The sequence below is a fragment of the Clostridium taeniosporum genome (assembly GCF_001735765.2).
Taxonomy (GTDB): Bacteria; Bacillota; Clostridia; order Clostridiales; family Clostridiaceae; genus Clostridium; species Clostridium taeniosporum.
On record NZ_CP017253.2, the window covers coordinates 428,624 to 441,254 of the forward strand.

Consider the following 12,631-nt stretch of genomic DNA (forward strand, 5'->3'; position numbering starts at 1 on the left):
TGGTATAAAAGGGTATTGAGAATTTATGAGAGGTTATATGGTCAATAACCACTTACAATATTACGACAAAATATAATATATGTCAACATATTTATCGATAAAAAACATAAAAAAATTTTTTACGACAAATAAATTAATTAATCTGAAATTAATTGGAAAATATAATTTGATAAAAAATAAAACATTTATTCATAAAACCTACAGAATAATTATATAAATAGTAATAGAAATTCTATAGGAGGGATATGTTATGTCACAAATAGATGCAATAAAAGAAAGTATAGGCTTTGAGCAATTAATAAAAGAAAGTAATACAGATTGTGTTCTAAAAGAAGAATATTTAATTCCAGATACTCATCCAGATGTTGAAAAAATATTAACAGTTGAAGCTAGACCAGTAATAATTAGTAAGGAATTTGTTGGTGATAAAATTGTTGTAGAAGGAAAAGTTGAATATACAGTATTATATTTAGCTAGAGAAGAAGGGATGGTTGTAAATTCTGTTAATTATATGGAAAAATTCAGTAGCAATATTGATTTGAACCAAGAAGAACATAGAATAGTTTGTGAAATAGAATGTAAAGTGGAACATATTGAAGCTGCTATAATGAATGAAAGAAAAATATCTATTCAGGGTGCATTTGAATTATATTGGGAGATGTATAAAAGTAGCGAAGTTGAATTTGTTAAGGATATAGAAGGAACAGATGATATAGAAGTTTTGAAAAAAACTGAAAAAATTAACAGAATTAGTGCAAACGAAGAAATTGAGTTAGTTGGAAAATCTAATATTAGAGTCGGAATGGACAAACCTCAAATAAGTAAAATTTTAAATTGTTCTTTATGGCTTCACAAGAAAGAGATAAAAATATTAGAAGATAAGATTTATTTAAGCTGTTATTGTAAATTAAATATACTGTACAAAGGTGATGAATCTAAAGAAATAATATGTATTGAAGATGATGTCTATTTATCAAAAGAAGAAGAAGTAAAAGGTGTTAATCCAGATATGATGTATTCTGTATCTTATAATATTCAAAATAATGATTTAATGTTAGAAGAAGATGATCTGGGAGAAGTTAGAATAATAAATAATGAATTTATAGTAAAAGCAAATGTGAAAGTATTTTCAAGAGAAAATGTAGACGTAATAAAAGACGCATATTGTCCTAATTTTCCAATAGAATTAAAAAAAGAAGAATATGAGTTAGGAGCTATTCAAGGAACTGGTAATACAGAAATAGTTATCAAAGATAATATACCACTAAATGAAAATAATTTAATACCAGAAGAAATAATATCTTGTACTGGAACATTATTAATATCTGATAAACAGGTTGAAAATGATAAAATTATTATAGAAGGTGTATTAAAAGTAGATGTATTGTATAAGACAAATGATTCTGATAAGTACTTAGCAAATGTAAAATCAGATATTCCATTTAATACAATAATGGATATGCAAGGTGCTGAAAATGGTATGAAGGCAATAATAAAATGTAATATTGAAAATTTAGAAGCAACAATAGAGGCTAATACTATAGCAATAAAATGTTCTGCAATATTATGTGCTAAAGTATGTTATGAAGTTAAAAAACAGTTTATATGTGATGTTGCAGAACAAGAAGGTGAAATGCCGGAGAAGAAATCTAGTGTAACTATATATGTTGTAGGGGAAGAGGATACATTATGGGATCTTGCTAAAAAGTACAATACTACAGTAAATGATTTAATAAAAATAAATAATATAGAAGATCAAGATGATATAGAATGTGGTAGAAAATTAATAATACCTGGAAGAGCCATATTTTAAAAAATAATATTATTCAATATAAAAAAGCTTCATTATCAAGCATAATGAAGCTTTTTTATATTATTTTTGAATAATTATTTTTTTCATGGAAACAATATCTAATGCACATGATACGAGGTGATAGAGCTTGAATGAAAATTTAAATGGAAATTTAATAATAATTGGAGGAGGAGAAGACAAAGAAGGGAAGAAAGAAATTTTAAAAAGAGTATGTGCCTCAATAGATAAAAACAGTGATATGTTATTAATTGCAACTATTGCAACTGAATATCCTAAAGAGGCAGCTAATAAATATAAGAAAGCTTTTGGAGAATTAAAAGTTAAAAATATAAGAGTATTAGATATCAACGAAAGGATAGATTCTTTTGATGAAGAAAATGTAGAACTTATAAAAAATGCTTCTTTAATATTTTTTACAGGTGGGGACCAATTAAGAATAACAAGTCTGATTGGGGGAAGTCCTATATATTCAGCTTTAAAAGAAGCATGTGCAAAAGGAATATTTATTGTGGGAACATCAGCTGGAGCATCAGTTATGAGTGACACAATGATAGTTGATGGATCTGATGAACAATCTCCGAGAAAATGTACTCTAAAAATGGCTCCCGGTTTAGGTCTTATAAAAGATGTTATAATTGATCAACATTTTGCTCAAAGAGGAAGAATTGGAAGACTATTAACTGGTATTGCAGAGAATCCTGAAGTATTAGGTATAGGAATAGATGAAAATACAGCAATAATAGTTAATCAAGAAGGGAAAGTCGAAGTTATAGGTGAAGGTGCTGTATATTTTATAGATGGAAGTGAAATTACATATACAAATGTATCGGAACTTTATGGTGAAGATATTTTAAGCATGTATAATGTTAAATTACATATTTTGACTAGTAGTAAAAAATTTGATCTTAGAAAAAAGATACCTTTTGAGGAGGATAAATTAAGTAATGAAAGTAGTACAGGAAAGGATATATGAAGGTAAAAATATATATTCGCATAAAAAATGTATAAGAATAGATGTGGACTTAGAAGGATATTGTGAAACTCCAAGTAAAGATATACCTAATTTTAATTTTAATTTATTAAAAATTTTACCAGAATTATACATACATAGGTGTGGAATAGATGAAGAGGGTGGATTTGTTACAAGATTAAAAGAAGGAACATATCTAGCACACATATGTGAACATATAACAATTGCTTTACAAAATAAATTAGGTATAGATGTAGCTTATGGAAAAGCAAGAGAAATACAAGGAGATAGGTATTATATAATATTTCAATATGAATATGCTAAAACTGCTATGGAGTGCTTTAGATTAGCCATTGATTTAATAAATTCTCTTATATCACAATCTCCAATAAATTTTGTGGATAGAATAAATGCAATAAATGAAGTACTAAATTTAGAAGAGATAGGACCTAGTACGAATGCTATTTGTAAAGCTGCAAGAGAATATAATATGCCTATAACTAAGCTCGGAGATAGTGGCTTTTATCAAATTGGTTATGGAAAACAAGGGAAAATAATAGAGGCTACAATATCTGAAAAAACAAGTTGTGTTGCGGTAGATATTTCCTGTGATAAGTTTTTGACAAAACAATTATTAGAAAATCAAAATATTCCTGTGGCATTAGGTGGGAAAGTCTATAATATAATTAATTTATTAAGATTAGCTGAGAATATTGGATATCCAGTAGTTCTAAAACCTCAATATGGTAGTAAAGGAAAAGGAATATATTTAAACATTAAAAATGAAAATGAATTAATTAAATCATACGATAAATTAAAAGATAAATTTAAAGATATATTAATTGAAGAGTATATTGAAGGTAATGACTATAGGGTTTGCATAGTTGATTATAAAGTTGTAGCAGTTTCATTAAGGATTCCTCCTTTTGTAGTTGGAAATGGAAAAGAAACTTTAAAAGAATTAATAGAAGATATAAATACTGATCCTTTGAGAGGAGATGACCATGAAAAACCTTTGACTAAAATAAAAATAGATGAACAATTAATCTCATATATAAATAAAAATAAACTTAAGCTTAGTTATGTTCCTAAAAGTGGAGAGAAAGTATTTTTGAGAGAGAATGCTAATATTTCTACAGGGGGTATAGCTATTGATTATACTGATAAGATTTGTGAAGAAAATATAGATTATTGTGTAAATGCAGCTAAAGCGTTAGGTCTTGATATATGTGGCATAGATTTATGCACAAAGGATATATCAGAAGATATGAAAAAAACAAATGGAGTTGTTATGGAAGTTAATGCAGCTCCAGGAATAAGGATGCATCATTTTCCATCTAAAGGAATAGAAAGAAATGTTGGTAAGTCTATATTAAAGATGATGTATGGAGAAAAGCCTAAAAATATACCTATAATTTCTGTAACTGGTACTAATGGAAAAACAACAACTACTAGATTAATAAATCATGTATTAAGTCAAATGGGCTATAGTGTAGGAATGACATCCACAGATGGAATATATGTTAATAATAAATGTATTCATAAAGGAGATGACTCTGGCTTTAATAGTGCTAAAACTATACTTTTAAATAGAGATGTAGATGTAGCTGTTTTAGAAACAGCTAGAGGCGGGTTAATTAGAAAAGGATTAGCTTATGATATAGCAGATGTAGCTGTGATAACAAATATAACCAATGATCATTTGGGGTTAGATGGAATTAATTCTATGGAAGAATTGAGTTTTGTTAAATCATTAGTAGGAGAAGCTGTAAAAGAAAATGGATTTACTATATTAAATGCTGATGATAAATGGAGTAAATCAATAGTTAATAGAATTAAGGTTAACAAAATATTTTTTTCTAAGTATGCTAATAATGAATTAATACAAAAAAATATAAATGAAGGTGGAATATCTGTATTTATTGAAGATGACAATATTATTGTTGAAAATAATCATAAAAGATATTCAATATGCTCTATAAAAGATGTACCTCTTTCTTATAATGGTTTATTAAAATATAACTTAGAAAATATAATGGCTGCATGTGGTGCGTTAGTAGGCTTAAATGTAGACTATTGTATGATTTCAAAAGGGATAATGAGCTTTAATTTAGATAGAAATAAAGGAAGATTTAATATTTATGAAGTAGATGGTAGAAAAATAATATTAGACTATGGACATAATATAGAAGGATATAATGCAGTGTTATCATCATTATCTAAAATTAATGGTGAAAATGATTTGATTGGTGTAGTAGGAATACCAGGTGATAGATGTGATGATATAGCAATAAAAATAGGAGAAATATGTTCTAATATATTGGATAAAATAATAATAAAAGAAGATAAGGATAGAAGAGGAAGGAACAAGGGAGAAATTGCATCATTAATAAAAGATGGAATATTAAGAAAAAATAAAAATGCTAAATTAAATATTTGTTTAGATGAAATAAAGGCTTTAGAAAAAGCATTAAGCTTGAGTAAAAAAGGAGATACTATTATTGTATTTTTTGAAGATTTAGAATCAATAGTAGAATTTATTAATAATAAAAAAACAAGTAACTCTTTAAATTTAAGGTTGTCTAATTTGTAAAAAATATTTTATCTTAGTTAGACAGGATTTTTCCCCTATGATAGAATGTTATTTAGGCATTTATAAAGAAGATTTATGTTTAAAATTTTAAATCATAATAAAACAGTTAAATGTAAATTATTTTCTTTAAAATGCCTAAAGTACTTAGAAAGGGCAAGGAAAAATGAATATTAAGGCTTATGCAAAAATAAATATTTCCTTAGATGTAATTGGGAAAAGAGAAGATGGATATCATTTATTAAAAATGATAATGCAAAGTATAGATTTATATGATATAGTTCAAGTTGAAAAAATTCCTAGTGGAATAAGCCTAAAATGCAATAAATCTTATGTTCCTACAGATGAAAGAAATATAGCATATAAAGCAGCTGAATTATTTAAAGAAACTTATAATATAGAAAGTGGAATTTACATAAATATAGAAAAAAATATACCTGTTTCAGCAGGTTTAGCAGGTGGAAGTACAGATGCAGCAGCAGTACTAAAGGTAATGAACAAGATTTTTAATATAAATGCATCTCAACAAGAATTAATGAATTTAGGTTTAAAATTAGGAGCGGATGTACCTTATTGTATTTGTGGGGGAACTGCTTTATGCGAAGGAATAGGTGAAAAGGTTACAAAACTAAAACCGTTTAGAAATAAAATTTTAGTTGTGGTAAAACCACCATTTGGAGTATCTACTAAGGATGTTTACAAAGCTTTTGATTTATCAAAAGTTATTTTTCATCCTAAGACAGATGATTTAATCTTAAATATTAAGAAAAATAATCTTGATTTTATAGCAAATAATATGAAAAATTTACTTGAAAATATTACTTTAGGAAGATATAAAGTAATATCTGCAATAAAAGAAGAAATTAATGTATGTGGTGCATTAGGTAGCATGATGAGTGGAAGTGGTCCAACAGTATTTGGTTTCTTTGATGATATGTTAAAAGCTCAAAGATGTTATGAAAAAATGAAAGAAAAATATATAGATGTATTTATAACAAGAACAATTTAAAAAGAAAATGAATAAAACTCTCTATATTTGGAAAAGATTTCAGGTATAGGAGGGTGAAAACAATGAAGAAAGTTTTTAAGTTTTTAATAGTTATATTTATTTTTTCTACAGTAATTATTGGGTGTACAAGTTATAGTATGGTTAAGCTAGATAATAATTCAGAAATATTAAATTATGAGGAAGTAAAAAATTCATTAATAAGATTTCATGTTATAGCTAATAGTGATACTGATGAGGATCAAAATTTAAAATTAAAAGTTAGAGATGAAGTTATAAATTATTTATATCCTTATTTAAACAAATCAGAATCTCTTGAAGAGTCTAGAACAATAATAAAAAATAATATGGATAAAGTGAAATCTATTGCTAAAAAGGTTATAAGAGAAAATAATTATGATTATGATGTAAATATCCAATTATCTAGAGAAAATTTTCCAGTGAAATCTTATGGTGATATAGTGTTACCACAAGGTAATTATGAAGCTTTTAGAATAATAATAGGAAGTGGCCAAGGACGAAATTGGTGGTGTGTTATGTTCCCACCTTTATGTTTTGTAGATGAATCAAAAGCTAAAATAGAGTATGAAAAGACTGAGAATAGAATAAATAAAGAAGTAAATAAAAAAGATTCAAATTCTAATAATGATATAAAAATTAAATTTAAAATAGTAGAAGTAATAGATAATTTATTTAAATAGAAAATATTTTGATTTATAAGTAGGAGGATTAATGTATGGCAAAAGCATTAGCTATGATATCAGGAGGTCTTGATAGCATATTAGCAGCAAAATTAATAAAAGATCAAGGAATAGAAGTAATTGGTATATGTTTTAAATCGTATTTTTTTAATGAAGAAAATGCAAAAAGAATGACCAAGCAAATAGGAATAAAATTAGAAGTTATAGATTTTTCAGAAGAACATTTTGAATTAGTTAGAAATCCTAAACATGGATGGGGGAAAAACATGAATCCATGTATTGATTGTCATTCAATGATGATGAACTACTCTGGGAAATTACTGGAACAATTTAATGCTGATTTTATAATTACTGGTGAAGTTTTAAATCAACGTCCAATGTCACAAAATAGACAAGCTCTTAATATAGTAAAGAAAGAATCAGGATACTCAGATAAAATATTACGTCCTTTATGTGCTAAAAACTTAAATCCTACTCAGATGGAAATTGATGGATTAGTAGATAGAGAAAAATTATTAAAAATATCAGGTAGAAGCAGAACTGTTCAAATGGAATTGGCTGAGACGTGGGGAATAAAAGATTATCCATCACCAGCTGGTGGTTGTAAATTAACAGAACCTAATTATTCAATTAGACTTAGAGAATTAGTTAATAGAAAATCTAATGTTACTCAAAGAGATATTGATTTTCTTAAGTATGGGAGACATTTCATTACTCCAAATAATGTTAAAATAATAGTATCTAGGACAGCAGAAGAAGGAGAAGAATTAAAGAAGATATTAACAAAAGAAGATTTGGTATTTTTAACCTCTAAATTTAATGGGGCTATGGTTATAATTCCATCTGGAAATAATTCAGGAGAAGAAGATATAATTTTAGCATGTAGATTTGCTGTTAGATATAGTAAAGGAAAAGATAAAGAATCAGTAGAAGTTAAGTTTGGAAATTCAGGGACTGAATTTAAAAATTTTAGAAATGTAGATTCTGTAACTCAAAAAGAAATGGAAGAGTATAATTTAAATAAATAAGTATATATAAATTTTTACATAATAGTATAATAAATATTATAACTAATATGGGAGGAAAATATGAAAAAAAAAGCTATAATAACGGTTAAAAGTAATGCTTCTATGGAAGAGGGTAATTTAATAGAAGTTGTATCACCGGGTGAGTTTTACATAAATGAGGATGGCTTTAGAGTTGAGTATGATGAGACAGAAATATCTGGAATGGAAGGTACAAGAACAAAGCTTATTATTAGAGATAGTTCATTTACTTTAGAGAGAGAAGGATCTACTACAACTAAAATGGATTTTAAAAAGAGAATGCGAACAACATCTTTATATCAAACTCCTTATGGAATTCTTAAGTTAAACGTAGATACAAAAAACTTAGATATAAATATGAATGAGGATGGTGGAATTATAGACGTAAGGTATTCTATGGGAATAGAAGGACATGAGTCTATGAACACTAGTTTATCAGTTAAGGTAAAAGTTAATAATTAAATAAATATGTAAAGAAGATAATCTTATGGGTTATCTTTTTTATTTTAGATTATAAAATGAATTTATTATAAAATTATGGAAATAATGTAAATAAAGAGGTGGTATACGTGATAAATAATATTAAATATATAAAAATATTAGAAGGTATTTGTAAATATTATGGTATTGGACAACATGAATTAATAGAACTATTAAAACAAAGAGAAAATAAATATTTATTATTATTGCTTTTAAAAAATTACAGTTGTTTTGAAAAAGAAAATGTTAAAGAAATATTAAGAGTAAAATCTTCTAAAAGTGTTAATAGCAATTTAAAATCAGCTCAAGAAAAGTTATTAATTAACAGAGAATTTAGAAAAAAGTATTTTGAAATACAAGATAGTATAGATAGGATAGAAAAAGTATAAAATAAATAAAAAAAGTCTAGTCATAAAATTAATTATGTGTTATTATAATATCTATGTTGTTACAGAAAAAATCATTACAGCACTAATAACCCCATTATATAATTAGTGGGGTAATTTCAATTATATCATTAATAGTATATATAATCAATATAAAAAATCAAAAATTAAATTTCTCACAGGGAGGATAAATATGAGCACTAAATACGTTTTTGTCACAGGTGGAGTTGTATCGGCATTAGGTAAAGGAATAACAGCTGCATCATTAGGTAGATTATTAAAAAATAGAGGTCTAAATATATCGATTCAAAAATTTGATCCATATTTAAATGTAGACCCAGGAACAATGAGTCCTTACCAACATGGAGAAGTTTTCGTAACAGATGATGGAGCAGAAACAGACTTAGATTTAGGTCATTATGAAAGATTTGTTGATGAGAGTTTAACTCAAAATTCTAATGTCACAACTGGTAAGATATATAGTTCTGTTATAGAAAAAGAAAGAAGAGGAGAATACTTAGGTGGAACAGTTCAAGTTATTCCTCATATAACCAATGCTATAAAAGATAAAGTATATCAAGTGGCAAAAGAAAGAGATGTAGATGTAGTAATTACAGAAATTGGTGGAACAGTTGGAGATATCGAATCTCAACCATTTTTAGAATCTATTAGACAAATAAAAAATGAAGTAGGATCAGAAAATGTTTGTTATATACATGTTACATTAATCCCATACTTAGGTAAAGCAGGAGAATTAAAAACAAAACCTACGCAACATTCAGTAAAGGAATTAAGAACTATAGGTATACAGCCAGATATCATAGTTTGTAGAACAGAAAAAGAACTTAGTGATGATGTAAAAGCTAAGATAGGTTTATTTTGTAATATAGATGGAAAATCAGTAATTCAAAATTTAGATGCGGATAATCTTTATGAAGTACCTTTAATGTTACATGAAGAAGGATTAGATAATTTAGTTTGTGAAAAACTTCATTTAGGTTGCAAAGATATAGATAATTATGAATGGACTAAAATGGTTCAAAAAATTAAGAGAATTAAAAATAAAGTAGAGATTGCTTTAGTAGGTAAATATGTAGAATTACATGATGCATACATATCAGTAGTTGAAGCATTAAACCATGGTGGATATGCTAATGATACAAAAGTAGAAATTAGATGGGTTAATGCAGAGGAATTAGAACAAAAAGATGTAAATGAAGTTTTAGCAGGAGTTGATGGAATATTAGTTCCAGGTGGATTTGGTGATAGAGGAATAGAAGGAAAAATATTAGCTATAAAATATGCTAGAGAAAATAATATACCATTCCTTGGAATATGCTTAGGAATGCAATGCTCTGTAATAGAATATGCTAGAAACGTATTAGGATTTGATGGAGCAAATAGTTCAGAAATAAATCCAAGCACTAAATATCCAGTTATAGATATTATGAATGATCAAAAAGATATTGAAAATCTTGGGGGAACTATGAGATTAGGTCAATATCCATGTAAATTAGATGTAGAGAGCAATTCATATGAAGTTTATAATTCTGAACTTATAAGTGAAAGACATAGACATAGATATGAATTTAATAATAAATTTAAACAACAAATCGAGGATGCAGGAATGAAAATAGCAGGAACTAGTCCAGATGGAAGATTAGTTGAGATTGTTGAAGTTGTAGATCATCCATGGTATGTAGCTGTACAATTCCATCCAGAATTAAAATCTAGACCTAATAGACCACACCCATTATTTGTAGGATTTATAGAAGCTAGTAAAAAATAAAAATAATACATATGAAAAGAGTTTTCTTTTGAGGTTAAGAGAACTCTTTTCATTTATTAAAGTAATTACATATTTACTAATATATTAAAAATGATTATAATATTAACTAACAGTTATAAATATATAAAAACATATGCTGTTATGTTTAATTAAGTATTTATTTGGATAAAATAAGTTATAAGAGAATTTAAAAGTTTTATTATACATACCTTAATTTAGAATCTTAAAAAATTCCCTAAGCTAATTATACAATATGATTAATAAAATTTTAACTATATATTTTTGTAAGAGATTAAAATTAGTTTTAATAAAGTAACAAATAGAGTTGTTATAATAACCTATTTGTCAATTCAAAATTGGAGGTGCTGGCTTGACCAAGCAAGTATATGAAAGCATGACTTTAGTTGAATTAAAGGATATTGCAAAAAAATTAGAAATAAAAAATATATCAAAATATAAAAAAAATGAATTAATAGATGAAATTTTAAAAAAATCTCCTAATACAATACAAAAAGAAGGTGTTGTATTAAGAGAAAAGATATCTTCAAAAGTAAGATCTAATGGTAGCTTTAATAATAATTCTAATGGTAGTTTTAATAATAGTTCTAATAATAGTTCTAATAATAAAGGTAATTTTAGAAATAATGAAGAAAAGTTAAAACAAGAAAAATTAAATAACATGATAAATGAGTCTAATACAGCTAAAGGGATTTTAGAAATACTAGAAAATAATAATTTTGGATTTTTGAGATGTAAAAATTATTTAACTAGCAGTGAAGATATTTATGTTTCACCTTCTCAAATTAGAAGATTTAATTTAAGAACAGGTGATGAGGTACAAGGAAAAGTAAGGGAAGCAAAAGAAGGAGAAAAATTCAAGGCTCTTTTATTTGTTGAAGGAGTAAATGGTGAACAACCTGAAAAAGCTATAGGTAGGAAATATTTTGAAACATTAACGCCTATATATCCAAAAGAAAGGCTAAGATTAGAGACTTCTGATGAAAAGGATTTATCATCAAGGCTTATGGATATAGTTTGTCCTATTGGTAAAGGACAAAGGGGAATTATAGTTGCTCCACCTAAAGCTGGTAAAACTACATTATTAAAAAAAGTTGCTCAAAATATATCAAAAAACTATCCAGATATAAAATTAATAGTACTTCTTATTGATGAAAGACCAGAAGAAGTTACTGATATGAAAAGATCAATAAATGGGGAAGTGATATATTCTACATTTGATGAAGAACCTCAAAATCATGCAAAAGTATCTAGAATAGTTTTAGAAAGAGCTAAAAGAATGGTTGAACAAGGAAAAGATGTTGTGATTCTTATGGATAGTTTAACTAGATTATCAAGAGCTTATAATTTAACAATAACACCAACAGGAAGAACTTTATCAGGTGGATTAGACCCAGGTGCTTTAATAATGCCTAAGAAATTTTTTGGAGCAGCAAGAAATGTTGAAGAAGGTGGAAGTTTAACTATTTTAGCCACAGCACTTGTAGAAACAGGATCAAGAATGGATGATATGATATTTGAAGAATTTAAAGGAACAGGAAATATGGAAGTTCATCTTGATAGAAAACTACAAGAAAGAAGAATATTCCCAGCTATTGATATATATAAATCAGGAACTAGGAAAGAAGATTTAATATTCTCTAAAGAAGAACAAGAAGTAGCATATACAATAAGAAGAGTTATGTACAGGGATGGAAATGTAGAAGATGTAACAGAAAATCTTATAGGAATGTTATCTAAAACTTCAAGTAATGAAGAATTTATAAATGTATTTAAAAAAGCTGAATTTGAAAAAAGAAAACGCAACAATAAGTAAAAATATAGTAATTTAA

The 12,631-nt window shown here is 26.5% G+C and carries 10 protein-coding genes; all 10 read left to right on the plus strand.

All coding sequences use genetic code 11. The annotated features are described in order from the left end of the window. The first annotated feature begins 250 nt into the window (after nucleotides 1–250). The 10 genes from BGI42_RS02125 to rho all read left to right on the plus strand — a co-directional run bounded on the left by BGI42_RS02125 (nucleotide 251) and on the right by rho (nucleotide 12,615). The gene (locus BGI42_RS02125) at nucleotides 251–1,813 is read left to right on the plus strand and encodes a DUF3794 and LysM peptidoglycan-binding domain-containing protein (protein ID WP_069678738.1); all 1,563 of its coding nucleotides are present in this window, start codon (nucleotides 251–253) and stop codon (nucleotides 1,811–1,813) included. Nucleotides 1,814–1,940: 127 nt separating this feature from the next. Continuing rightward, a complete protein-coding gene (locus BGI42_RS02130; RefSeq protein ID WP_069678739.1) occupies nucleotides 1,941–2,786 on the plus strand; it encodes a cyanophycinase in 846 nt (281 codons plus the stop codon). Beyond that, nucleotides 2,758–5,376, plus strand: a complete 2,619-nt coding sequence (cphA, locus tag BGI42_RS02135; protein ID WP_069678740.1) for a cyanophycin synthetase — start codon at nucleotides 2,758–2,760, stop codon at nucleotides 5,374–5,376. Before BGI42_RS02130 ends, cphA begins: the two co-directional genes overlap by 29 nt. Before the next feature lie 163 nt (nucleotides 5,377–5,539). Continuing rightward, on the plus strand, nucleotides 5,540–6,382 hold the full coding sequence (ispE, locus tag BGI42_RS02140; protein WP_069678741.1) for a 4-(cytidine 5'-diphospho)-2-C-methyl-D-erythritol kinase: 843 nt from the start codon (nucleotides 5,540–5,542) through the stop codon (nucleotides 6,380–6,382). A 62-nt stretch (nucleotides 6,383–6,444) separates the two neighbouring features. Next, on the plus strand, nucleotides 6,445–7,080 hold the full coding sequence (spoIIR, locus tag BGI42_RS02145) for a stage II sporulation protein R (protein WP_069678742.1): 636 nt from the start codon (nucleotides 6,445–6,447) through the stop codon (nucleotides 7,078–7,080). 35 nt (nucleotides 7,081–7,115) lie between these two features. After that, nucleotides 7,116–8,108, plus strand: a complete 993-nt coding sequence (locus BGI42_RS02150) for a DUF814 domain-containing protein (RefSeq protein WP_069678743.1) — start codon at nucleotides 7,116–7,118, stop codon at nucleotides 8,106–8,108. A gap of 60 nt (nucleotides 8,109–8,168) precedes the next feature. Then, nucleotides 8,169–8,588: a YwiB family protein gene (locus BGI42_RS02155; RefSeq protein WP_069678744.1), complete on the plus strand. Its 420-nt coding sequence runs from the start codon at nucleotides 8,169–8,171 to the stop codon at nucleotides 8,586–8,588. Nucleotides 8,589–8,695: 107 nt separating this feature from the next. After that, nucleotides 8,696–8,995: a hypothetical protein gene (locus tag BGI42_RS02160; protein WP_069678745.1), complete on the plus strand. Its 300-nt coding sequence runs from the start codon at nucleotides 8,696–8,698 to the stop codon at nucleotides 8,993–8,995. 190 nt (nucleotides 8,996–9,185) lie between these two features. After that, nucleotides 9,186–10,781 (plus strand): CTP synthase, encoded by a 1,596-nt coding sequence (locus BGI42_RS02165; RefSeq protein ID WP_069678746.1) that lies wholly within the window; start codon nucleotides 9,186–9,188, stop codon nucleotides 10,779–10,781. 370 nt (nucleotides 10,782–11,151) lie between these two features. Then, a complete protein-coding gene (rho, locus tag BGI42_RS02170; protein WP_069678747.1) occupies nucleotides 11,152–12,615 on the plus strand; it encodes a transcription termination factor Rho in 1,464 nt (487 codons plus the stop codon). Nucleotides 12,616–12,631 lie beyond the last annotated feature (16 nt).

Bases quoted from the DNA above. Each gene is read 5' to 3' on its own strand.
- BGI42_RS02125 (WP_069678738.1), top strand. From the start codon at position 251: ATGTCACAAATAGATGCAATAAAAGAAAGTATAGGCTTTGAGCAATTA.
- cphA (WP_069678740.1), top strand. From the start codon at position 2,758: ATGAAAGTAGTACAGGAAAGGATATATGAAGGTAAAAATATATATTCG.
- ispE (WP_069678741.1), top strand. From the start codon at position 5,540: ATGAATATTAAGGCTTATGCAAAAATAAATATTTCCTTAGATGTAATT.
- spoIIR (WP_069678742.1), top strand. From the start codon at position 6,445: ATGAAGAAAGTTTTTAAGTTTTTAATAGTTATATTTATTTTTTCTACA.
- BGI42_RS02150 (WP_069678743.1), top strand. From the start codon at position 7,116: ATGGCAAAAGCATTAGCTATGATATCAGGAGGTCTTGATAGCATATTA.
- BGI42_RS02155 (WP_069678744.1), top strand. From the start codon at position 8,169: ATGAAAAAAAAAGCTATAATAACGGTTAAAAGTAATGCTTCTATGGAA.
- BGI42_RS02165 (WP_069678746.1), top strand. From the start codon at position 9,186: ATGAGCACTAAATACGTTTTTGTCACAGGTGGAGTTGTATCGGCATTA.